Genomic DNA, 22,668 nt, shown 5'->3' with positions numbered 1-22,668 from the left:
TCCTGTGAAAGCTTAGTTCTTGTCGCGGATCGAGCGGGCGCCCTTGGCCGAGCGGCCCCCGGCGACCATCATCGCCTGGTAGTCCTCGACGCTCATGCCGGTCATCGTCGAGACCGCCTGGACGAACGAAAGCCCGTCGGTCGAGAAGACCTTGGCAAGGAAGTAGACGTTGCCGCCGAGGTCGAGCAGACGGTTGTAGTCGCGGTCGAGCAGGCCCTGCTTCTGCGCCTCGCTCATCGGCCATTCGTCGAGATAGGCCCGCTCGTCGGCCTTGAAGCGTTCGCGGTTCTCCGGCTTCATCAGGCTCATCGCGAACTGGTTGAGGTGGTAGCCGGCACGCGCGCGCTTGGCGGTGAACACGCGGGTGCCGGGGATGTCGTCGAACTCGGCGAGGTAGGCCGCGACGTCGGTGATGGCGGTCATGCTCGAATCTCCTCTGCGCCCGGTCCGGGGAAGCGGACGGGCTTGGTCATGATCACCTCGACCCCGGCCATGCCGCGGGTGAGGGCGAAGGGCTTGTCGATGCTGACGCGCGCCTGCTGGACCGCAGGCCAGGCGAGGCAACGCTCGGCAAGGCGCTGGCCGAAGGTCTCGATCAGAGGGATATGGACGAGCGCCAGTTCCTCGGCTTCGGCAACGATGCGGCGGTAGTCGACGGTCTCGTCGATCGCGGTGATGGTCGCGGCGGCCAGGTCGAGCTCGACGGTGAGGACGAGCGGCTGGCGGCGTCCGACCTCGTCGGGGTTGATGCCGATATCGGCGAGCAGTTCCAGGCCGCGCACGCGCACCGTGGTGGAGGCGCAGGTGCCCGCCGCAAGGAAGGCGTTGGGAGCGATGTCGTTCATGCCGGTTCGCTTTCGAGGCTGGCGCTGGCCGCGCTCACCGTGTTGGCAAGCAGGCAGGCGATGGTCATGGGCCCGACGCCGCCGGGCACCGGGGTGATGGCACGGGCGTGTTCGAGTTCGTGGGTGGCGCAGTCGCCGACGATCTGCGTGTGGCCGTCGTGGTCGGTGACCCGGGTTATGCCGACGTCGATCACCACCGCGCCTTCCTTGACCCAGTAGCCGCGCACGAGATGCGGGGCTCCGGTCGCGGCGACAAGGATGTCGGCCTTGCGGGCAATGTCGGGCAGCCCGCGGGTCTCGATGTGGGTGACGGTGACCGTCGCCTCGCGCTCGAGCAGCAGCATGGCGACCGGCTTGCCCACGATGTTGGACTTGCCGATCACCACCGCGTCGAGCCCGCGGTAGTCCTCGATCACCGAATCGAGCAGCTTCATGATGCCGAGCGGGGTGCAGGGCACGAGGCCTCCGGTGCCGGTCGAGAGACGCCCGACATTGACCGGGTGGAACCCGTCGACGTCCTTGGCGGGTGCGATCCGGTCGAGCACGCGTCCTGCATCGATGTGCGCGGGCAAGGGCAACTGGATGAGGATGCCGTGGACCGTGGCGTCCGCGTTCATCGTGTCGATCAGCGCGATGAGTGCGGCCTCGTCGGTGTCGGCGGGCAGGCGGTGCTCGATCGAGCGGATACCGGCCTTGGCGCATTCGCGCACCTTGCGCCCGACGTAGACCTCGCTCGCCGGGTCCTCGCCGACGAGCACCACGGCGAGCGCGGGGGTGATCCCGCGCGCCTCGAGCTGCGCGACGGCGTCGCGGGTTTCGGCAAGCAGGCTGCGCGCCATCGCCTTGCCGTCGATACGCTGGGCCATGGCCGTCAGTCCTTGAAGACGACGGTGCGGGCCCCGTTCATGAACACGCGGTCGTCAAGGTGCAGGCGGACCGCCTCGGCGAGCACGCGGCGCTCGATGTCGCGGCCCTTGCGTACCAGCTCCTCGGGCATGTCGGCGTGGGTCACGCGCTCGACGTCCTGGTGGATGATCGGTCCTTCGTCGAGGTCGGCGGTGACGTAGTGCGCGGTTGCGCCGATCATCTTCACGCCCCGGTCGAAAGCCTGGTGGTAGGGCTTGGCGCCCTTGAAACCGGGCAGGAACGAGTGGTGGATGTTGATGCAGCGGCCCGAGAGGAACGCGGCGAGATCGTCCGAGAGGATCTGCATGTAGCGCGCGAGCACGATCAGTTCGGCGCCGGTCGCGTTCACGACCTCCTTGATCTGCGCTTCCTGCTGCGGCTTGGTGTCCTTGGTGATCGGCAAGTGGTGGTAGGGCAGGCCGTTGATCAGCGAGGTGTGGAGCAGCTCCTTGGGGTGGTTGGAGACGATGCCGACCACGTCCATGCCCAGTTCGCCGATGCGGTTGCGGTAAAGCAGGTCACCCAGGCAATGGTCCCACTTGGAAACCATCAGGAGGACCTTGCGCGGCACCGCCTTGTCGCGCAGGCTCCATTCCATGTCGGGTGAGGCGACCTGGGTGGCGAAGCCTTCGGTCAGCCCTTCGGGTGTCTGACCCTCCCCCGGAGCAAACTCGATGCGCATGAAGAACCCGCCCGAGAGCTGGTCATGGAACTGCTGCGCGTCGACGATGTTGCAGCCGCGCTCGGCCAGGAAGACCGAGACGCGCGCGACGATGCCGGCCTTGTCCTGGCATCGCAGGCGCAACGAATATGTCGTGCTCACGGGGGGTATCTCCTCTCTGATATCTTATTGTCTGGTTCGTGCGCCGGATGCGCGCGGCGGCTCAGTGACCGGCCGCGTAGTCGTTGATCCAGCCGACGGTCTTGGTGAGGCCGCCGAACGGGTAGAAGTGCAGGCGCACCGGACCGTGCTCTTCGCCAAGGCCCTTTTCGAGGGCGTCGACGAGCTTGTCGGGCCCGGCCGAGCCGATCAGCTTGGTGATCGAGATGCCGTATTTGGTCATGACCGAGGCCGAGGCGCCAACGCCGCAGCGCGCGGCGAAGCGCATCAGCGTCTTGATCCCCGCCGGGCCCGGGATGCCGAGGCGAACCGGAGCATCGAGCCCGCGGCGGCGCAGTTCGGCGAGCCAGTCGAGCACCGCGCCCGCGTCGAAGGCGAACTGGGTGACGATGAGCGGCGCCATGCCCCTCTCGCGGATGGCGTCGCACTTGGTGTGGAGCACGGCCCAGCATTGGTCCTGGGTCATGTTGGGATGCCCCTCGGGGTGCCCGCCGATGCCGATTGCGGTGATCCCGGCCGCTTCGAAGGCGCCGGTCGCGATGAGGGCGGAGCTGTCCGCGAAGGGGCCTTCGGGCTCGGGCGGGTCGCCGGCGATGACGAAGCAGCGCTTGACCCCGGCTTCCTGCGTCACCGCGTCGAGGTACTCGCGAAACTCACCTTCCGAACCGATGCGCCGGGCGGAGAAGTGGGGCATCGGTTCGAAGCCCAGCTCGCGCACCAGCCGGGCGGCGGCGATACGCGCCTCGAACGGTTCTCCGGGAAGGAAGGTCACCGCGATCGGGGTCTCGGGCAGGATCGCGGGCGCGGCCTCGCGCAGCGAATCCGTGTCTTTGGCGGTCATTTCGAGCGAATAGCCTTCGACCATGTTGATCGCGGGGCGTGCCCAGTTCGGATGGATGATCGGAGTGGTCACCGATTCTCTCTCCCTCTTGTCTTGTTGCTTTTCCTCTAGCGAAGCGGAGCGCATTCGTATAGATGAAATTTCATGAATACGAAAAAATGGGAAGAGGAGGGCGTCGAAGCGCTCGTGATTCTGCCGGGTCTCCTGTGCGACTCAGGCATGTTCGGCGCGCAGCTCGACGCCTTTCCACATGCGATCGTGATCGACGGCTTCTATGGTGGGGCCGACCGGCTCGAGGCCATGGCGGACTACGTGCTCGACCGGATGCCGCCGCGTGTCTCGCTTCTCGGCCATTCGATGGGCGCGCGCGTCGCGCTCGAGGTGTGCCGGATGGCGCCGCGGCGCGTGGCGCGCCTGGCGCTGGCCGACACCGGCATCCATCCCGTGCGCGAGGGCGAGGCCGCCAAGCGCCACGCGCTGCGCGACATCGGCCGGACCCATGGCTTCGAGACGCTCGTCGACGCCTGGCTGCCGCCTATGATCGGGCCTGCCCGCCGCGACGACAAGGACCTCTACGCGGCGCTGCGCGCGATGTGCCTGCGCGCGGGCCAGTCGGTCTTCGAGGCGCAGATCGAGGCGCTCCTGCACCGTCCCGGCGTCGAGGACGTACTGGCGGCGCTCTCCTGCCCGGTCGCGCTCGTGGTGGGTGAGGACGATGCCTGGTCGCCGCCCTCGCAGCACCAGGAGATCGCCGAGACGATCGCACCGCACTGGGCCGATCCTTGCCCGCTGAGCGTGATCCCCCGAGCTGGCCACATGGCGCCGGCCGAGGCGCCGGATGCCTTCAACGAAGCCGTGCGCCGCTGGCTCACGACGTCGGTCGGAGCCGCGAACCCTGTCTGAATTTTCGACACTTGCCCAAAAATACCAACCTGAAAGGCCAAGCTGACATGACCGGAAAAACCCTCCAGCAGCTGCTCGACGAAAAGGGAGATATCGTCGATTTCCTGCGCAACCAGCAGACCGGACCCAACGTCTATCCGGGCGTTCCGGGCGAATATTCGAACTGGCGCAACGAACAGCGCGCCTGGGCCGAGACCGCGATCCTGTTCAACCAGAGCTTCCACATGGTGGATCTGCTGGTGACCGGTCCCGACGCTTTCGAGATGCTGTCCTACCTTGCTCCCAACAGCTTCAAGGGCTTCAAGCCCAACCGCGCCAAGCAGTTCGCGCCGGTCACTCCCGAAGGCTACGTCATCGGCGATGTGATCCTGTTCTACCTGGAGGAAGAGAAGTTCGAGCTCGTGGGCCGCGCGCCGACGATCGAATGGGTCGAATACTGGGCCTCCACCGGCAAGTGGAACGTCAAGGTGGAGCGCGACGAGCGCACCGCCGCGCGCCCGCTCGACCAGCAGGGCTATCGCCGCAACTATCGATTCCAGCTCCAGGGCCCCAACGCCATGAAGACGCTGGAAAAGGCCATGGGCATCACCCCGCCCGACCTCAAGTTCTTCCACATGGCCCCGATCACGATCGCGGGCGTCGAAGTGCGCGCGCTGCGCCACGGCATGGCCGGCCAGCCGGGCTATGAGCTGTTCGGTCCCTGGAAGGACTACGACACCGTTCGCAATGCCCTGCTCGAAGCGGGCCAGGAATTCGGCCTGCTGCCCTCGGGCGGCCGTACGTATTCGTCGAACACGCTCGAATCGGGCTGGATTCCCTCGCCGCTGCCCGCGCTCTACACCGGCGAAGGTTCCAAGGGCTTCCGCGAATGGGCGGGCGCGAAGAGCTACGAGGGCATGACTTCGATCGGCGGCTCGTTCGTCTCGGACAACATCGAGGACTACTACCTCACCCCCTGGGACCTGGGCTATGGCATCATGGTCAAGTTCGACCACGACTTCGTGGGCCGCGAGGCGCTCGAAAAGATGGACAAGCTGCCCAAGCGCCGCAAGGTGACGCTCGCGCTCGACAACGAGGACGTCATGCGCGTTCAGTCCTCGATGCTGACCAAGGGCGCTCCGCGCGCCAAGTACATGGACTATCCGAGCGCGGTCTACGCGATGCACCCCTATGACATGGTGCTCGACGCGGATGGCAAGATGGCGGGTCTTTCGACCTGGATCGGCTACACCCAGAACGAAGGCCGCTTCCTCGCGCTCGCCATGGTCGACGAAAGCGTCGCCGAGCCGGGCACGCAAGTGACGCTGGTCTGGGGCGAGCCCGATGGCGGCACGAGCAAGCCCACCGTCGAGCCCCATGTCCAGACCGAGATCAGGGCGACCGTCTCGCCCGTCCCCTATTCGGAAGTCGCGCGCGACAGCTACGCCGAAGGCTGGCGCAGCAAGGCCATGGCCTGACATTCAACCAGTCGCTGGAGAGCGAGAGGGGAGGGGCCGCCGGGAAACCGGCGGCCCCTTTCGCGTCAAAGCAAGGTCGAGGCCGCGCCAAGGCGCCGGTGCGAGGCGATCGCGGCCTCTCCGGCGATCGTGCGCAAGTCCTGCTGCGCGGCGGCGAGGTGGTCGGGCAGTCGGAACCGGCGCATGAGCGTGCCCAATTCGTGGCGCGCGAGTTCGGCCTCGACGCTGGCGAGACCGGCCGCGCGGCGGCGGGCCTCGATCTCGGCCTGGGCAAGGCCTGCGAGGACCGCGTCGAGATAGGCCCGGTTGGCCTCGATCCCTGCGCGCAGGCGATCCTCGAGCGAAGTGCCCAGGTCCGGCCACAGCGCCAGCACGGCGAGCAGCGCGGCCAGGCTGCCCACGACATTGTCGAGGATGCGCGCCCAGGCGATACCGGCGCCCGGCTGAAGCATTTCGGTGACGATGACGAAGAGCATCGTCAGGAACAGCACGAAGACGGTGTAGTTCACCGCGCGCAGCGCGATCGCGCTTGCGGCCAGCGCGATGGCGAGGAGCGAGAGCGCGATTTCGCCGCCCGGCACGAGGTGCACGGCCACCATTGCCGCACCGCCGCCCAGCGCGGTGCCCGCGACGCGCTCAAGCGAACGTGTCCAGGTGACGCGCGAGCCGCCCTGAAGCACGACGATCACCGCCAGCGCGGCCCAGTAGGGATAGCCCAGGTCAAAGGCGCGCGCGGTGAGGTAGACCACGACAAGCCCGGCCGCCTGGCGCAGCGCGCGGCGGATATGGGGTTCACCCGCACCGGCATTTTCCGTTGCGAGCGCGGGGGCGGTGGCCGGGGCGAGGTGGGGTGAGAGCGCGTTCTCGAAGGCGAGCAGGCAGCCGCGGTAGAGGTCCTCGCCGCAGCGGGCGCGGGCGCGGGATAGGCGCTCGCGCGCCCAGCGCAGGAGTAGGGCACCGTCGTCGGGTCGCTCGCGCGCCAGGGCCAGGTGCCAGGCGCGCAGCGCGGTGCGGCAGGCGCGTGCGGTGGCGAGGCGCTCTGCGGCCGGGCCAAGGCGGTCGATGAAGGCCTGATCGAGTGCGATGAGCGCGGCGAACAGGCGCTCGCTGGCTTCGAGGGCGCGGAGCTGGCGGGCGATGTCGTCACGCGCCTCGAAGCGGGTGAGCAAAGCGCGCAGCCGTTCGATGGCGAGGCGCACCGCGCGGCGGTGTTCGCCGTGTTCGCTGTGCCAGCGGGCGTCGCGGTGATCGGTTTCGCCCAGGGCTGCAAGCTCGCTCGCCATGTCGTGCAGGCGCAGCAGTACGGCAAGCCGCGCGCGTTCGAGCGGCCGGCGCGCGTCGCGTCGCCACAGCAGGTTGACGAGGAGCCAGGCCCAGCTCGCGCCCGCAAGAAAGGCGAGCGCCTGGACGAGCGCGAGCACGGGGCCGTGCGGGAAGCCGACGGCGACGACCGCGACGACCGCCAGCAATGTGGCGAAGAGGCCGTCGGGCACCACGCGCGGCGCGGCCAGCACGACGAGGAAGGCGAGCGCCGGCCCGGTCACGAAGGCGAGGCCGGGGAGCATGTTCGCCGCTAGCGTGCCCACGAAGGTCACCAGCGCGCCGCACAGCGCGAAGGCGCCGAGGTTGTGGCGGTGGAGGCGTTGGGGGCCGCTCGGGTCGCACAGGCAGGTCCAGAACGCGGCGAAGACCGCCCAGGACAGCACACGCTGTTCGAACGCGACCGCCAGCACGAGCGGAAGCGCCACGGCGAGCGCCGCACGATAGCCTTCGGCCGCGCTGAAATGTTCGGGAACGAGGCCGTAGGAGCGCAGTTCGAGCCGACGGGCGAGGTGCCTCAGTTCGCCGCCCGCCCGGATCGAACGGGCCTGCGCGGCGGGAGGGAGGCGATTTGCAATCATGCTTCGCGGGCACCGCTTGCGGGAGATGTCAGCGGCAATGCGAGCGAATGCAATCGATCCATGGCCTTCGAGGTAGCAACCCGAAGCGCGCTTGATAAGGACCTAGCCGGAAAAGCTTTCGGTGATCGCCTTGAGCGTCTCGCCGGCGCTGGCCTCGACCGCGGCGTCACAGCGCACAACGGGGATTGCGACGGCGAGCGAACCGAGCACCTCGCCGCCCGCTGTCAGCACGCGGCCGATGCCGCAGATGCCGGGCGTGTATTCGTTGCGGGTGACCGCGAAGCCCTGTTCGCGGGTCTGTGCGATTTCCTCGCGCAGCGCGGCCTCGTCGACGATGGTGTTGGCCGAGAACTGCGCGCGGCTGGACTCGGCGAAATAGCGGTCGAGCTCGTCGGCAGGCAGTGTCGCGAGGATCGCCTTGCCCGCCGCGAGGCAGTGCATGGGGGTAAGCGCGCCTACCGCGATCGAGTAGCGCAAGGTGTGCTCGGCGGTCTCGGTGATGACCGCCTCGATCTGCCAGTCGCGCCGCCGGAAGAACGAGGAGGTTTCGTTGAGGCGCAGGCGCAGTGTGCGCACGAGCGGGCGCACGCGCTCGACCAGCGGCAGGCCCTGGGGCGCGAGGCGCAGCCGGTCGAGCCCGCTGCCGGGCTGGTAGAGGCGCCCCTCGCGCACGAGGTATTCGCGGTCGACGAGCGTGCCGAGCAGGTAGGAGAGGCTGCTGACCGGGATCGAGAGCGCCTGCGCGATCTCCTGCGCGACGACGCCGGAAGGATGGGCCACCACGTATTCGATGATGTCGAGCGTGCGCATCGCGGACTTGACCGCGCCCCCGGTCGCCGCGCCCCCTGTACTGGCCATTATCGCACCCTTGCCCCTTATCCGCTCAAAACGTCATCAGCCCGCGCCTCTCGGCGAACTTCCATCCATCGTCGGTCCGCACGAAGCGGTCAAGGAACGAGCCGACCTTGGGCACAGCTTCCCCGGTGAAGAGCAGCATGGCGCTTTCCCCCGTGGCCGTGTCGGCGTCGAGCACGGTGATCTCGACGTTCGAGCAGACGTGACGGGTGGTGCGCGCCGGGCGTGCGGTGAAGGCGGCGAAGATCGCCTCGCGCCCGCAGATCCAGTCGTCGGGCGCCGAGGGACGGGCCATGCGGCCCTCGGGTGCATAGAGCGCGGTGACTGCGTCCCAGTCGGCGGCGTCGTTGCGGTTGGCGTAGCGCGCGACGAGCCGGGCGCAGTCGTGCTCGATCGCGCGCACCATTTCGGCTGTGAGCGCTTCGCTCATGCGGGCACCCCGGCGCGCGCGGCGGCGATGTCGGCGCCCTCGCGCAAGGCGCGCAGTTTCTTCCAGGTGACGTCGGGGTCGATCTTGCCATAGCCCGCGAAAGTGCCGAAGCCGCAGTCGGTGCTGGCGACGACGCGGTCCACCCCGACGATCGCGATGAAGCGCTCGAGGCGCTGCGCGATCAGTTCGGGATGTTCGACATAGTTCGAGCAGGTGTCGATGAGGCCGGGGGCAAGCACCTTGTGGTCGGGGAGCTTCGCGTCGCGCCAGACCGTCCATTCGTGCTCGTGGCGCGGGTTGGCGGCTTCGAACAGCACGGTGCCCGGGCGTGCGGCGATGACCGTATCGATGATCTTCGCGAGGTCGATGTCGCAGTCGTGCGGTCCCTCGTAGTTGCCCCAGCACACGTGCATGCGCAGCCGTTCGGGCGGAATGTTCGCGGTGGCCGCGTTGAGCGCCTCGACATTGGCCGCCGCGGTCTTGAGGAATTCGCTCTCTTCCTGGTCCTGGTACCCGGTGTGGCGCGACATCGCGAGGTCCGGGCAGTCGAGCTGGAGGTCGAAGCCGGCGGCGATGATCGCCTCGTACTCGGGCTTCATCGCGTCGACGAGATCGGCGAGGTAGGCCTCGTGGCTGGGGTAGTGGCGGTTGACCTGGAAGGCGGTGATGAGGCCCGGCGAGGCCGCGTTGAGGAAACCGCGTATACCCGGCTTGCCGTGCCGGTCGAGCGCGCGGCGGAAGCGGCGGATGTCCTCGTGGAGCGGGTCGAGCGTAATGAGGCGGACCGGACCGATGCACGAGGCGCGGGTGAATTCCTGGCTGCCCATGATCGCGGCGAGCTTCTTCGACAGGTCCGGATGCGCGGCGAGGTCGGCGGCGGGCTTGCGGTCGATATGGCCGCCGAAGCCGGACAGGCGCTCGATCATGTAGGTCGAATAGCCGACCTTGCCCAGTTCGCCGTCGCTGACGATGGTGACGCCGTTCTCGATCTGCTTCTTGACGCCTTCGTCGACGGCGGCCTGGACCACCCGGTCGAATTCGGCGGCGACGTAAGGTTCGCCCTTGTCGCGTGCGAGCAGCAGCGGGGTCAGTTCGGGCCCGCGCGGCAGGCTGCCGACATGGGTTGTCGCTATCGTCATCGGGGCTCTCCTCTTAGACACCTCTCGTCACGTTCGGCTCATGCCATTTTTTCACAAATGTGTATAGGTTCGCATCTGTGAAACATTTAAGGTCTCCCGCTGCGGGGCGAACGACCATAGAGAGAGGACCATCGAGGCATGACCCAATCGGCACGAGCCGCCATCTGCGCGGGCAAGGGCGCATCCTTCACGCTTGCGGACATCACGCTCGACGAACTGCGGCCCGACGAGCTGCGCGTGCGCATGGTCGCCTGCGGGATCTGCCATACCGACCTTGCCGTGCGCGACGGGCAGCTGCCGATTCCTCTGCCCATGGTGCTCGGCCACGAAGGCGCCGGGATCGTCGAGGAAGTGGGGGCCGAGGTTACCGTGGCACGGCCCGGCGACCGGGTGGTGATGAGCTTCAACTCCTGCGGCCACTGCCCCAGTTGCGACGTGGACGCGCCGACCTACTGCTACAACTTCTTCCCGCACAACTGGACCGGAACGCGCGCCGATGGATCGCCGACGCTGTTTTGCGAGGGAGAGCCGCTCAACGGCAATTTCTTCGGCCAGTCGAGCTTTGCCACCCACGCCATCGCGCATGAGCGCAACGTGGTGAGGGTGCCCGAGGACATGGCCAATGTCCCGCTCGACGTGCTGGCCCCGCTCGGCTGCGGGCTGATGACCGGGGCGGGCGCAGTGCTGCGCTCGATGAAAGTGCGCGCCGGCCTTCCGATCGCGGTGTGGGGTACGGGCACCGTGGGCATGGCCGCGATCATGGCTGCGAAGATTGCCGGGGCCGATCCGATCATCGCCATCGACATCCATGACGAGCGGCTCGCGATGGCGCGCGAGCTTGGCGCGACGCACACCCTCAACGGGCGCGAGGACGTCGCCGCCGCGATCAAGGCGCTGTGTCCGGCGGGGCTGGCCTACGCCTTCGACACCACCGGCGTGAACCGGCTCATCGAAGGGGCGTTCACGCTGCTTGCGCCCAAGGGCATTCTCGGCCTCGTCGGGGCCTCCGACATGCGCGACGAGCTGACCTTCAACGAGGCCGCGCTGATGGGCGGCGGGCGTACGGTCATGGGCATCCTGGGCGGTGACAGCGACATTGCAGGCTTCGTCCAGGAGCTGATGGCGTATTACCGGGCAGGGCGCTTCCCCTACGATCGGCTGATCGGCCACTTTGCCTTCGAGGACATCAACGCGGCCATTGCGGCGAGCGAGAGCGGCAAAGTGATCAAGCCGGTGCTGCGCATCGCGCCCGAGGCCTGATCGCCAGCCGCCGTGCCGACGAAAAAGGGCCGCCCCGCGAGGGACGGCCCTTTTGGCATGGCGGTGTCGATCCGGTCAGGCCGGCTCGGCCTCCAGGCTCACCGCGTTGATGATGTGCGCCTGGGTGTACTCCATCAGACCGGCCAGACCATGTTCGGAGCCCAGGCCCGACTGCTTGGAGCCGCGGAAGGGGATGTTGGGGTCGATCGCGAGGTGCTGGTTGACCCAGACCGTGCCCGAATTGATGCGGCGCGCCACGTCCATCGCGCGCAGCTGGTCCATGCCCCAGACGGTACCGCCAAGGCCGAAGGGCGAATCGTTGGCGCGCTGGATGACGTCCTCGATATCGTCGTAGGTCAGCACCGGGAGCACCGGCCCAAACTGTTCCTCCGCCACCAGCGGGGCATCGTCGGGCAAGCCGCCGATGACGGTGGGGGCGATGAAGTAGCCGGGCTTGTCGGGCTTCTCCGCCTCGGCGATCAGCGTGCCCTTTTCCTTGGCGTCGGCGATCATCGCCAGCACCTTGTCGTACTGCATCTTGTTCTGCACCGGACCGATCGTCGCGCCCTGCTTGGAGCCGTCGTCGACGACGGCAGCCTTGGTGAGCTTGGCGATTTCCGCGCAGAATTCGTCGTACATGGCGCTGGGCACGTAGGCGCGCTTGATCGCGACACAGATTTGGCCCGCGTTGGCCATCGCGCCGTTGTAGACCTTTTCGGCGGCCAGTTTGGCGGGCACGTCGTCGAGCACGATCGCCGCGTCGTTGCCGCCCAGTTCGAGCGTTACGCGCTTCACCGTCTCTGCGGCCGAGGCCATGACTTTCTTGCCGGTCGCGGTCGAGCCGGTGAACGAGACCTTGGCGATGTCCGGGTGGGTGGTCATCTTGGGGCCGAGTTCGTTCTGGTCGCAGACCACGTTGAACACGCCCTTGGGCAGGATTTCGGCGGCGAGTTCCGCCAGCAGCAGCGTGGTCAGTGGCGTCGTCGGCGCGGGCTTGGCGACCATCGTGTTGCCGGTGACGAGGCAGGGCGCCATCTTGCCCACGAGCAGGATGACCGGGAAGTTCCAGGGCGTGATCGCGGCACACACGCCCAGCGGCGTGCGGTGCTCGATGATGGTGTTGCCGCCCTCGTCGCGCATGGTCTGGTCGGGCAGGCGCATGCCGGCGATGGCGCGGATCGTGTAGATGCTGCCGCCGATCTCGTACATCGCCTGGTCGAGCGGCTTGCCCTGCTCGGCGGTGAGCAGGCGGCCGAAGTCCTCGATGCGCGCTTCCATCGCGTCGGCGAGCTTGCCCAGGTACGCGCCGCGCGCGTCGGCGCTGAGTGCGGCCCAGGCCGGCTGCGCGGCCTTGGCGGCGGCGACGGCGCGGTCGAGCATGGCCTCGTCGGCGCGGGGGCACTTGGCGAAAGGCTCTTCGGTGGCGGGATTGATGACGTCGAAGGTGGACACACCCTCGACCAGTTCACCGTCCACCAGCAGCTTGAAATCGGTTTTCACGATCGCTCTCCTTGTTTGGCGCCGAGGCTACAGGGAATCTTTCCCGCTGTCAGGTGCATCGGCGCGCGGCCCCTTCCTAACGGGCGCGGCTTTATGTACGCTTGGGATACAAAGATGGCAAGGTTCGGGGTGCAAGCGTGATGAAGGTGGCCAAGTGAAAGTGGGACGTGATCTGGCGGGGCAACTGGGATACCAGGTGCAACTGGTGCAGCCCCTGGCGCACGATGCGGCGCGCGCGGCGCTTTCGCATCTGGAAATCACCCCGGCACGGGCAACGGCCTTGCTGCTGATCCGCAGCAATCCCGGGTGTTCGCAGTCGGCGCTCGGCGGCGCGCTCAACGTCAACCGATCGAGCGCGATGAAGATCGTCGATTTGCTCGAGGGGCGCGGTCTGATCCGCCGCGCGCCCAGTGCCGATCCGCGTGCCCACGCGCTCGAATTGACCGAGGAAGGCGAAGCCTTCGCCGACGAGGTCGAGGCCGCACTGGGGCGCTACGAAAGCGCGTTCTTCGGCGTGCTGAGCGAGGCCGAGCGCGTCGCGCTGCTCGAGATGCTGCGCCGCCTTCACCAGCGCTGAAGCGGTCGATCGTTCCGGATCCCGCCACTCTATTCGGCTTGCACGTTATGTATCCCTAGGATACAAAGTGGTGTGCGTGCCGGAGAGAGCCGGACGCGAGGGCGCCCATGCGGCGCGCGTTTCAGCTGGGAGAGCCGAATTGTCCGTTGAGGCCGTTGCCGTTTCCGATCGGGTGCAGAAAGCTGCGATCGATCGTCTTCTCAATCCGCGCAGCGTGGCCATCGTCGGCGCTTCGGATCGCCCGGGCTCGCTGGGCGCTTCAGTGCTCAAGAATCTCGTGGGCAGCGACTTTCCGGGCGTGATTCATCTCGTCAATCCCAAGCGCGAGGAAATCGGCGGACGCCCCTGCGTGCCCGACGTCGCCGCCTTGCCCGAGGGCATCGATGCGGCGGTTCTCGCGATCCCGCAAGGCGCGGTGCTCGAGGCCGTGCGCGAACTTGCGAAGAAGCGCTGCGGCTCGGCGGTGATCTTCTCGGCCGGGTTCGCCGAGGACGGGGCCGACGGTCTCGCCCGCCAGGAGGAACTGGCGCGTATCGCGCGCGAGGCGGGCATGGTGATCGAAGGGCCCAACTGCCTGGGTCTCGTCAATTTCGATGCCAATGTCGCGCTGACTTTCGTCGAACTGCCCGAGGCGCGGGCGAAAGGTGCGCGCAAGGTCGGCGTGGTCTCGCAGTCGGGTGCGATGGCGGCGGTTCTGGCCACCACCATGATTGCGCGCGACGTGCCCTTGTCGTGCTACATTTCGACCGGGAACGAGGCTGCGAGCGGGGTCGAGGACTACCTCGACTACCTGGCCGCCGACGAGGGCACCGCCGTCATCGCGATGATCGTCGAGCATTTCCGCAAGCCTGCCGATTTTCTCGCCGCCGTCGGGCGGGCGCGAGCCAGGGGCAAGCACGTGGTGCTGCTCCACCCGGGCTCGAGCGAGGCGGGGCGCGAGAGCGCGGCCACGCACACCGGTGCCATGGCGGGCGACCATGCGGTCATGGAAACGCTGGTGACGCGCGCGGGCGTGATCCTCGTCGAGGGGCTGGAAGAATTGGGCGACGTCGCGGAAATGGCGCTGCGCTGCCCGCGCCTGCCGGGGCCCGACCTTGCCGTGGTTTCCGAATCGGGCGCGCTCAAGGCGATGATGCTCGACGGGGCCGAGCGCCTCGCGCTGACCTTGCCCAAACTGGGCGATGCCGACAGTCCGGCGCTGCGCGAGGCGCTGCCGCCCTTCGTGCCGGTCAGCAACCCGCTCGACATCACCGCGCAAGGCCTGGTCGATCCTACACTCTACAACCGTACCATTGCCGCGCTCGGCGGCGATCCGCGCATCGACACGATCCTGGTGCCGCTGATCCAGACCGACACCCACACCAGCCATGTCAAGTTCGCCGCCGTCGCGCAGGCGATCGCGGACCTCGACGGCGCGAAGCCGATCGTGGTTGCCGGGGTCGACGAGGGCGGCGGGGTCCTGGCAGACGACATCGCGGCGATCCGCGCGCTCGGCGTGCCCTATTTCCCGACGCCCGAACGCGCCCTCAAGGCTCTCGCCCGGCTTGCGCACGGCCGCGCGGCTGTGGGCAGCGGCGCGCCGAGCGAGGCGGTCCGCATCGACGGACCTGGCCCTGGCGAAGTGATCCCCGAGTACCGCGCCAAGGCCTTGCTTGGCCCCCACGGTATCCGCTTCTCGCCCGGCGAACTCGCGACCACGGCGCGCGAAGCGCGCGCGATCGGCGCGCGGCTCGGTTATCCGGTGGTACTCAAGGCCCAGGCCGCCGCGCTCAGCCACAAGAGCGATGCCGGCGGCGTGATCGTGGGGATTGCCGACGGCGACGCGCTTGAAGCCGCCTGGGCGAAGATGCAGACGGAGGTTGCCGCCGCGCGCCCCGGTCTCGTGCTCGATGGCCTGCTCGTCGAGGCGATGGGCCCGCGCGGGGTGGAGATGATCGTCGGCGCCAGGCGCGATCCCAGCTGGGGGCCGGTGCTCCTCGTCGGCTTCGGCGGCGTGGCGGCCGAACTGCTCCACGACGCGGTCCTCCTCGCCCCCGACCTCACCCGCGAGGAGATCAAGGCGCAGATCCGCACCTTGCGTATGGCCCCGCTGCTCGAAGGCTTCCGCGGCGCCCCCCTGGCCGACCTCGACGCGCTAGCTTCCACGGTAGAGGCCCTCGGCGCCATCGTGCGCGGCACGCCCGAAATCGGCGAGGTCGACCTCAATCCCGTGCTCGTCCTGCCCCAAGGCGAAGGCGCCCTGGCGCTCGACGCGCTGATTTCGGGCTAGTCGCCGGTCTGGCAGTCAGGAGTAAGCGGATTTTCGAGGGGCAAGGCCCCTCGAGCTCCCAGAACCGTGCAAATTGGGCCGGTTTCGGAAAGTCTGGTTTGGAGCCGGGTTGCGGGGATAGCTGCCGCTCGTTCGGAGTCGGATTGCGTCGTTCGCCGAGCGGGTGTTGAACGGCAGCTTCACCAGAACCTGCCGTTCGCCATGTCGCGTGCATATGCCCGCTTTGTCCCAGGGCGCGATCTGCGGGATCCGGCAGAGCGGGCGCCGGGCAGGGCACCGCGCGACATCTACATTCCCGATCTGCGTCTAAGATCGGGAATCATCCCCGGTCAGCTGACCGAAGGCATAAAGTTCAAGCAATGCGACTTTCGATACGAAGAGTCAGAACCAGTCCACTTGCCAGACATAGTCCTTGAAGGCCCAAGGCGCGCTGGTTTGGAGGATCGCCATCGGATAAATCCGCTTCAGTTCGTCACCGAAGGTCGACACGCCCGCATTCAGACCGTCTTCCCACTGAAAATGCCACCATTCCGCGCCGAGGGCGTTAGCTTCGCCCGTTTCGAACCCTTTTCTCGCACGAATCGACCTGAACCCATTTTCGCCGAAAAGCTTCGTGAGGTCTAGGAAATGTCCTGTGATCGACACGCCTTTCACCCGGTTCGCATAGGTGACCGCGTCGTCCACGGTCGATATGGGCGGCAAGCTTCCGGCCTCGGCACGATCGGGCGAACAACGCGCATAGACATTATAGCGACGGTCACCCAATCGCTGGACGACATAGGGATCGACTTCCGGCTTTTGCATTCCACTCCAGACGAAAAGATCCAGGGCGCGTCCCGAGTAATGGAATGAGGTCGCGCTCCGGTTCGAATTCAGCTTGGCGTTCAGATCGCGGATTCCGCCGGACGACGTCAGCATGCCGCCCCTCCGCCTCACTTCATCGTGGACCTTCAGTTAGAAGCCCATGGCGTCACTTCTCAACCTGACCCTGCCATATCCGTCTCCGTATTTGTCCGCCGGCCCAATCACGATGGACAGACGCTCGTCCACCGGCAGAGGGATCGGACCCGATAGTTCCGCGTGCAGGATTTGCGATGCATCGCGGAGCGCCTTCATCGTCACCGGGCCGACCCTCCCATCGGGATATAGACCATATGACCGCTGAAAAAGGATCACCGCATCCTCGGTGTCTTCCCCGAATATCCCATCCTCCTGCAAGGAACGGAACTCCCTCGTCTCTCCACGTCCTTTGAGATGCAGTCTGTTCAGCGTCTCCTGAATCGATTTGACGCTGTCTCCCCGGGATCCCTTCTCGATGATCATGATTTTGCCCCAAATGACGTTGCGAGTCGACATGCCTCTTACGGCCGAGTGGCGTTTGATCTCGAACCCGGCGAGAACCGGCATCTCCCGCAGCCCGAGACCGCGGGCGTTACCCCCGTCAGGGCAGTTTGCAGGCGGCCTGCGGTCCGGGCCATTCTGCTGGGCTGACCTTCAGCATCGCCTGTACCGTCTCCGGACTGGTAAGTTCGACATGCTCCAGCTTGCCTGCCTGGTCGAAGGACAGCAGCACGGGGGTCTTCCCACCGGCTGACATGACTGCGAGGGCGCCGACCGACAGCAGTTTGCCGCCGCTCTTCTCCTGCACGCAGACGAAGGTGCTGAAGTCCCTGCCAAGCGCTAGCATGGCGTCCGCCCCAAACAGCGACTTGTGCGAGGCGTCGGTGAAACGGAAGCTGTCCAGCTCGATCAGCAGCGCCTTGAGCGTGTCATAGCTGCTGTCGATCATCGTGCCGGAGACCACTTGGCCAAGCGCCGCATTGATGTTGCTGACGCGCACCTTGTATGGGACCGCGTCCACTATTGGATCGGCGAACACATATTCGGCGGACAGGCTCTTAAGCCTGTTGATGTCCGAGGCGGAAAAGCATTCGACCGACCTTATATCGGACATCGTATTGTATCGGCTATAAGCCCTCACCACTGCAAAGCGCGCCGCCAGCGCGTCGTCTCCCACCAGAAACTGTCCGAGCCAACGCCGCACCGCCTGACATTGCTGCGCCATGCTGTCCCTAGTGGTAGCGCTATTGAGGCTCTCGTGACTGAAGCCGCCAGCAAGATTCTGCGTTATGGTCTTGGCCATGCTGTTGACCGAGGTGATGTCAGCGGGGAACATGGCCCGGTTGATGATCTCCCCATACTCGGGCCACTCGTTCCCGTCCGTCAGCAATGACCGTTTGTAGCCCATGAAGAAGGTGACGTTTGGTTCCCAGTTCTTCGCCAGCGTGGGGGCCGACGTGTCTGCATTGATACCCTTAAGGCTGAGCTGCCAAGCGTCAGCGAAGGCGTTCGCAGGCGGTTGAAAGGCAAATCCTACCGACAGCTCGTCTCTCGAAGACTTCGCGAAGACAGTGGTGATAGTCGCATCCAGTCGTCCCGCAATCTGTTCAAGCTTCGCCACCGCAGGCGTCGAGACGAAGGCCATCGCATTGGCTCCGCCGAGGAGTTGGGTGACCATCTTGGCGTCCGACGCGAAAGTGGTCGCTGCCTTAGAGTCGAAGCTCTCTGAGGTCTCGAGCACGAAGTTAAGCTTCAGACCTGACTGACTTTCATTCGGGAGATAGGCAGTCAACTGCACTCTGTCACCGATGATTTTGGAGAAGCACTTAGGCTCACCGGCCTCCGGCTTCTCATTCGCCGACATCTGGTAGATTGGAAGGGCAACCGAAGTCTGGCGGTTCAGCTGTGGCTGGATAGACAGGGTAACCGACGACGCGACCGATTTAGGGGAATTGAACCAGGCTCGTGCATAGCTCCACCAATCCGTCGTTATGCAAGCGTCATCGTTTATTGGCGTGTTGCCCGTGAATTTGACAAAAAGCGCGCCATAGTAACGGCCGCTAGCCGGCCTGCCTCCATCAGGGTTTTTGATGGGGTTGATAATCTGGGAGAGTTTAACGGGCTGAGCACTTGCAGCTGAAGTGGAACATAGAAATGAAACGCATAAAATAGCGCTCTTCGTGAGATAAGATCTTGCCATAAATCCCCAAGTTATCAAACAAAGAATCATTTACCCCTATTTTTACATGCATGTCATCGCTTATGATAGAAATGCAAGATAAAATGGAATTGATTATGGAGAAATACTGTAAAAAAATCTGATTTGTAACGCAAATTTATTGGAATATTACTGAACATCAGAGGGGTTAGTGACCTTCACCGCAATGAGGCTGACCGCCTGTCTTTCGTGCTGCAGCCTGACAACAGGCTGCCCTGAGCGCAGTCGAAATTCTTCGAAAGAAAGGGGGCGCCACCGAAACGCACGTGGTTAACGTGCAGCATGGGCGCTATGCGGGCTGCCCCCTTGCGGCTATGCTCTTCTCGAGCAATGCCAGTCCATGCCATTGATTACTCCAACTCTCGCAAGGACGGTGTGAATCATAACATGCTGGTATTACTCAACAACTTTTGGATCGGGCTCTGAATGTTTTGGCTGCTGCCTCATGGTCGGCATACGCGATTGTTGTCTTCACTGCCCCGATGAGCGAAAGCCAGCTTTCCACCCATCGCGACTGCTGATCGATCTGCTCAGTGAGGGGAACCGGCCGGTCCGCTCTCAGACGCGCAGATCGGCCCTCGAACGACCGGCAAGGGCGCGAAGCCGACCAGTTGCAAACGCCTATTGCAGGCGTCTCTTGACGCACTATTCTACTGACATGGGCAACGGCTACAAAGGTCTCGAACCACGCAACCGAAACGGATGCCTGATTGCTGCGATCATAGGGCTATTTGCTTTCGTCTTCCTCGATCTTGGGCGCATTTTTGGCGATCCGGCTCCGGGAACGGAGGATGCGTGGTGGCGGCAAGTGCCGTTTTTGGTGCCGACCTTGATTGCCGTAACGATAACGTTCTTATGCGTTCGGTTCATCAGCGACCGCAAAGATTCGGATGGCAGCTAGCCACCCATCTGGGCCTCCAACCGACCTGGACGGAGAGGGAAAGCGGTCGGTCGGCTCTCTGGCACGTCAATTCGGCTCTTGAGCGACCGTCAAGGGCGCCAACCAGCCTTGATCATGCCCAAAAAAAGCCGCTCTCCCCGTCGGGAAAGCGGCTTTCGGTCGATCCAGGCCAGGAAGAAGCGATCAGCTTTCCGCCTTGGCCCGGTCCTTGTCGTAGGCGCCGAGGCCTGGCTTGTAGCTCTTTTCGTCGATGAACTGGCGGATGCCTTCCTTGCGGCCTTCGCTCTTGTCGTGGAAGTTCATCGCTTCCTGCAAGCGCACGAGGTAGTCCTCGGCCTCGTCGTAGGTCATCAGGCCCACGCGGCGAACCGCGTCCTTGGCGAACTTGAGCGTGACGGGGTTCTTCTGGAGCAGCATCTGCGCGACTTCGGCGGTGCGCGCCTCGAGCTGGTCGGCGGGCACGCTTTCGTTGACGAGGCGCATCGCGCTGGCCTGCTGGCCGTCGACGAGGTCGCCCGTCAGCGTCATCCACATGGCATCGCGCATCGGCAGGAGGTCGACGACGACCTTGGTCACCCCGCCGCCGGGCAGGATGCCCCAGTTGATCTCGGACAGGCCGAATTTGGCCTCGTGCGAGCAGATCGCAAGGTCGCAGGCGAAGAGCGGGCCGAAACCGCCGCCAAAGCACCAGCCGTTGACCATCGCGATCGTCGGCTTCTGGTACCAGCGCAGGCGGCGGAACCAGCCGTAGCTCTCGCTCTGCGACTTGCGCACGCCGCGCAGGCCCTGCGCTTCGGTTTCGCGGAAATATTCCTTGAGGTCCATGCCCGCCGACCAGGCGGTGCCCTGGCCGCCCAGCACGAGCACGCCCACGTCGTCGCGGTATTCGATCTCGTCGAGCACTTCCATCATGCGGCGGTTGAGCTTGGGGCTCATCGCGTTGCGCTTGGCGGGGCGCGAGAACCAGACCCAGGCGACGCCGTCCTTGACTTCGTAGGTGACGGTATCGGCTTGTTCTTCACTCATCGTCGACTTCCTTTCGCTGGCAGGCTCTCCCGGCCCGAGGTTTTATGTATCCTCAGGATACAATAATGGAAGCGGCGATCAAGCAAAACCGTCATCTTTCGTCGAGGTGGCGAGCGATCAGGTGTGGGGGCCGGTATTGGGCGCGTAGGCGCAGATCTTGTTGCCGTCCGGGTCGCGCAGATAGGCGCCGTACATGTTGCCCGGCGAATTGGGGCGGAAGCCCGGCTCGCCCTCGCAGGTGCCGCCTGCGGCGAGGCCTGCCGCGTGGAAGGCATCGACTGCGGCGTAGTCGGGTGCGCTGAAACCCAGGGTATGGCCGTTGGCAAAGGTCGCCGGCTCGCCGTTCGCGGGCTTTGCGATCACCAGCGCTCCCGCGGCTGCGGGATAGACGTAACCGATGCCGCCATAAGGCTGGGCAACGTAGCCAAGCGCGCCGAGAACCCCGTCGTAGAAGGTCTTGGATTTCGCGAGGTCGTTGCTTCCGAAATAGGCGTGGGTGAACATGACAGGGGTCCTCTCTACCAGGTGTTGGTCGTTTCAGGCCTGCGCCGGGGCGGGGCTGCGCGCGATCCGGAGTGCGATGGCGAGCATGGCCGCGAAGGCGCTTCCCAATACCATCGTCAGCGGCTGAAGCGAAACCGGCGGCCACAGGCTCACCGCCGCGCTGGCGAGCGCGGTGACGGCGAGCTGGATCGTGCCCAGCGTTCCGGCGGCGGCGCCAATGCCGCTGCGCACCGCGTCGAGCGCGCTTGTCGCGGCTGGGGTCAGGACCAGTCCGGCGATCATGAAGAGCAGGACCGAGTAAGCCTGGAACGCGGCGAGCGGCACGCCATCCGGTACGAGGAGCGCGCCAAGGCCGAGCACGGCGGTCAGCAGCAGGGCGGTGCTGGCGGCACTTGCGGCAAGGCGAACTGCGCCCAGGCGCTTCAGGAGGCGCGGGGTAAGCTGTGTCGCCAGGATCGACATGGCCGCGTTGAGCGCGAGCAGGAGGCTGAACCAGCCGGGCGTGAGGTGGTAAAGCCCGGAATAGACGAAAGGCGCGGCGGTGACGAAGGCAAAGGGCACCGTTGTTGCAAGGCCCGCGACGAGGGCCCAGCCGACAAAACGTCCATTGCCGAGCAGCGCGACGATCGCGCGCGGCAAACCGCCCGAGTCCGTCGCGCGATCGGCTGGCGCCAAGGTCTCCGGGAGAAGCAAAAGCACGCACAGCGCGGCAAGAAGTCCCGCCCCGGCGAGGATCACGAAAAGTCCGCGCCACGACACCAGGTGGAGCAGTCCGCTGCCGAGCAGGGGCGCCAGCATCGGCGAGATGCCGATGACGAGGAAGGTGAAGGCCATCAACCGCGCGGCGTGGTGCCCTCTGTGCAGGTCGCGGATGATGGCGCGCGCGCTGCTCGTGCCCGCGCAGGCGCCCATGCCCTGGAGAAAGCGCAGTGCCACGAGTTGCTCGAGGCTTTGCGCAAAACTGCACGCGAACGAGGCGAGGACGAAGAGGGCGAGCCCGGCGATGAGGGGGCGCTTGCGCCCAAAGCGATCGGCCAGCGCGCCGATGGGAATTTGCGCGAAGGCGAGCCCGAAGAAGAAGGCGGACAAAGTGCGCTGGACGGTATTCGCATCGCCGTGGAGCGCGTTCGCCATTTGCGGCATCGCCGGCAGGTAGAGGTCGATCGCGAAGGGGCCGAGCGCAGAGAGGAAGCCGAGCGCAATTCCGAAGCCGAGCCGTGGGCCGCCCGGCTCGGGGCTGGCGGGGATGGTCTGCGAGGCCTGTGTCATTCGGCGTGCCTTGCACGCGGAGCGGGCGACATTGCGAGCTTATTCATAACGAATGTTATAATGTGTGTTGCTTACGAAGCAAGGCATGACTGCGCGCGTGCAACCGCGCCGTGCCGTGCAATTTGCGTTCTGGGAAAGCGCACGGCACGGCGCGCCAAGGTTTCTCGATCGGGAGCTGGCGGTGCT

22 protein-coding genes are annotated in these 22,668 nt (G+C 65.8%); 6 read left to right on the top strand and 16 right to left on the bottom strand.

Annotated features, from left to right (window positions below; genetic code table 11):
- Positions 1 to 12 precede the first annotated feature (12 nt).
- The 5 genes from ligA to HT136_RS20980 form a co-directional block, all read right to left on the bottom strand.
- The gene (ligA, locus tag HT136_RS21000) at positions 13 to 423 is read right to left on the bottom strand and encodes a protocatechuate 4,5-dioxygenase subunit alpha (RefSeq protein ID WP_214201808.1); all 411 of its coding nucleotides are present in this window, start codon (positions 421 to 423) and stop codon (positions 13 to 15) included.
- On the bottom strand, positions 420 to 845 hold the full coding sequence (locus HT136_RS20995) for a dihydroneopterin aldolase (protein ID WP_214201807.1): 426 nt from the start codon (positions 843 to 845) through the stop codon (positions 420 to 422). Before HT136_RS20995 ends, ligA begins: the two co-directional genes overlap by 4 nt.
- Positions 842 to 1,711, bottom strand: coding sequence for a bifunctional 5,10-methylenetetrahydrofolate dehydrogenase/5,10-methenyltetrahydrofolate cyclohydrolase (locus tag HT136_RS20990; RefSeq protein ID WP_214201806.1), 870 nt, complete (start codon positions 1,709 to 1,711; stop codon positions 842 to 844). The genes HT136_RS20995 and HT136_RS20990 overlap by 4 nt, the downstream gene beginning before the upstream one ends.
- Positions 1,712 to 1,716: 5 nt before the next feature.
- Entirely contained in the window at positions 1,717 to 2,574 is an 858-nt protein-coding gene (gene purU / locus HT136_RS20985) for a formyltetrahydrofolate deformylase (protein ID WP_214201805.1), read from the bottom strand.
- A 61-nt stretch (positions 2,575 to 2,635) separates the two neighbouring features.
- Positions 2,636 to 3,505, bottom strand: a complete 870-nt coding sequence (locus tag HT136_RS20980; RefSeq protein ID WP_214201804.1) for a methylenetetrahydrofolate reductase — start codon at positions 3,503 to 3,505, stop codon at positions 2,636 to 2,638.
- Between the two features lie 72 nt (positions 3,506 to 3,577).
- Here HT136_RS20980 and HT136_RS20975 point away from each other — a divergent pair, with 72 nt between their 5' ends.
- Both HT136_RS20975 and desA read left to right on the top strand, forming a co-directional pair.
- Positions 3,578 to 4,336, top strand: coding sequence for an alpha/beta fold hydrolase (locus HT136_RS20975; RefSeq protein ID WP_214201803.1), 759 nt, complete (start codon positions 3,578 to 3,580; stop codon positions 4,334 to 4,336).
- 47 nt (positions 4,337 to 4,383) lie between these two features.
- Positions 4,384 to 5,793 carry a syringate O-demethylase gene (gene desA / locus HT136_RS20970; protein WP_214201802.1) on the top strand — a complete coding sequence of 470 codons (1,410 nt, stop codon included), beginning with the start codon at positions 4,384 to 4,386 and terminating at the stop codon, positions 5,791 to 5,793.
- 65 nt (positions 5,794 to 5,858) lie between these two features.
- Here the strand turns inward: desA and HT136_RS20965 are convergent, their stop codons facing one another.
- The 4 genes from HT136_RS20965 to HT136_RS20950 form a co-directional block, all read right to left on the bottom strand.
- On the bottom strand, positions 5,859 to 7,694 hold the full coding sequence (locus tag HT136_RS20965) for an FUSC family protein (protein WP_214201801.1): 1,836 nt from the start codon (positions 7,692 to 7,694) through the stop codon (positions 5,859 to 5,861).
- A gap of 102 nt (positions 7,695 to 7,796) precedes the next feature.
- Complete coding sequence (locus tag HT136_RS20960; RefSeq protein WP_246544038.1) at positions 7,797 to 8,552, bottom strand: IclR family transcriptional regulator; 756 nt, start codon at positions 8,550 to 8,552, stop codon at positions 7,797 to 7,799.
- A gap of 25 nt (positions 8,553 to 8,577) precedes the next feature.
- Positions 8,578 to 8,979: a nuclear transport factor 2 family protein gene (locus HT136_RS20955; protein ID WP_214201800.1), complete on the bottom strand. Its 402-nt coding sequence runs from the start codon at positions 8,977 to 8,979 to the stop codon at positions 8,578 to 8,580.
- Positions 8,976 to 10,118, bottom strand: coding sequence for a cobalamin-independent methionine synthase II family protein (locus HT136_RS20950; protein ID WP_214201799.1), 1,143 nt, complete (start codon positions 10,116 to 10,118; stop codon positions 8,976 to 8,978). The genes HT136_RS20955 and HT136_RS20950 overlap by 4 nt, the downstream gene beginning before the upstream one ends.
- A gap of 138 nt (positions 10,119 to 10,256) precedes the next feature.
- Here HT136_RS20950 and HT136_RS20945 point away from each other — a divergent pair, with 138 nt between their 5' ends.
- On the top strand, positions 10,257 to 11,378 hold the full coding sequence (locus HT136_RS20945) for an NAD(P)-dependent alcohol dehydrogenase (protein ID WP_214201798.1): 1,122 nt from the start codon (positions 10,257 to 10,259) through the stop codon (positions 11,376 to 11,378).
- Between the two features lie 75 nt (positions 11,379 to 11,453).
- Here the strand turns inward: HT136_RS20945 and HT136_RS20940 are convergent, their stop codons facing one another.
- Positions 11,454 to 12,878 carry an aldehyde dehydrogenase family protein gene (locus HT136_RS20940; protein ID WP_214201797.1) on the bottom strand — a complete coding sequence of 475 codons (1,425 nt, stop codon included), beginning with the start codon at positions 12,876 to 12,878 and terminating at the stop codon, positions 11,454 to 11,456.
- A gap of 154 nt (positions 12,879 to 13,032) precedes the next feature.
- Between HT136_RS20940 and HT136_RS26380 the strand changes: the two genes are divergently transcribed.
- Positions 13,033 to 13,455 (top strand): MarR family winged helix-turn-helix transcriptional regulator, encoded by a 423-nt coding sequence (locus HT136_RS26380; protein ID WP_343222268.1) that lies wholly within the window; start codon positions 13,033 to 13,035, stop codon positions 13,453 to 13,455.
- Positions 13,456 to 13,594: 139 nt separating this feature from the next.
- Complete coding sequence (locus HT136_RS20930; protein ID WP_214201796.1) at positions 13,595 to 15,724, top strand: acetate--CoA ligase family protein; 2,130 nt, start codon at positions 13,595 to 13,597, stop codon at positions 15,722 to 15,724.
- 381 nt (positions 15,725 to 16,105) lie between these two features.
- Here the strand turns inward: HT136_RS20930 and HT136_RS20925 are convergent, their stop codons facing one another.
- The 3 genes from HT136_RS20925 to HT136_RS20915 are packed head-to-tail and all read right to left on the bottom strand — an operon-like array spanning position 16,106 to position 18,356.
- Positions 16,106 to 16,642: a hypothetical protein gene (locus HT136_RS20925; protein WP_214201795.1), complete on the bottom strand. Its 537-nt coding sequence runs from the start codon at positions 16,640 to 16,642 to the stop codon at positions 16,106 to 16,108.
- A gap of 36 nt (positions 16,643 to 16,678) precedes the next feature.
- The gene (locus tag HT136_RS20920) at positions 16,679 to 17,131 is read right to left on the bottom strand and encodes a peptidoglycan-binding domain-containing protein (RefSeq protein ID WP_214201794.1); all 453 of its coding nucleotides are present in this window, start codon (positions 17,129 to 17,131) and stop codon (positions 16,679 to 16,681) included.
- A 34-nt stretch (positions 17,132 to 17,165) separates the two neighbouring features.
- Complete coding sequence (locus HT136_RS20915) at positions 17,166 to 18,356, bottom strand: hypothetical protein (protein WP_214201793.1); 1,191 nt, start codon at positions 18,354 to 18,356, stop codon at positions 17,166 to 17,168.
- A gap of 1,063 nt (positions 18,357 to 19,419) precedes the next feature.
- Between HT136_RS20915 and HT136_RS20910 the strand changes: the two genes are divergently transcribed.
- Positions 19,420 to 19,683 carry a hypothetical protein gene (locus HT136_RS20910; protein WP_214201792.1) on the top strand — a complete coding sequence of 88 codons (264 nt, stop codon included), beginning with the start codon at positions 19,420 to 19,422 and terminating at the stop codon, positions 19,681 to 19,683.
- Positions 19,684 to 19,866: 183 nt separating this feature from the next.
- Here the strand turns inward: HT136_RS20910 and HT136_RS20905 are convergent, their stop codons facing one another.
- The 3 genes from HT136_RS20905 to HT136_RS20895 form a co-directional block, all read right to left on the bottom strand.
- The gene (locus HT136_RS20905; RefSeq protein WP_214201791.1) at positions 19,867 to 20,709 is read right to left on the bottom strand and encodes a p-hydroxycinnamoyl CoA hydratase/lyase; all 843 of its coding nucleotides are present in this window, start codon (positions 20,707 to 20,709) and stop codon (positions 19,867 to 19,869) included.
- A gap of 117 nt (positions 20,710 to 20,826) precedes the next feature.
- Entirely contained in the window at positions 20,827 to 21,213 is a 387-nt protein-coding gene (locus HT136_RS20900) for a VOC family protein (protein ID WP_214201790.1), read from the bottom strand.
- 33 nt (positions 21,214 to 21,246) lie between these two features.
- A complete protein-coding gene (locus HT136_RS20895) occupies positions 21,247 to 22,482 on the bottom strand; it encodes a multidrug effflux MFS transporter (protein ID WP_214201789.1) in 1,236 nt (411 codons plus the stop codon).
- Positions 22,483 to 22,668 lie beyond the last annotated feature (186 nt).

The organism is Novosphingobium profundi, assembly GCF_018491765.1.
Lineage (GTDB): Bacteria > Pseudomonadota > Alphaproteobacteria > Sphingomonadales > Sphingomonadaceae > Novosphingobium > Novosphingobium profundi.
Note: the sequence above shows the minus strand (reverse complement) of the source record. Positions and strands in the feature narration are given on the sequence as shown.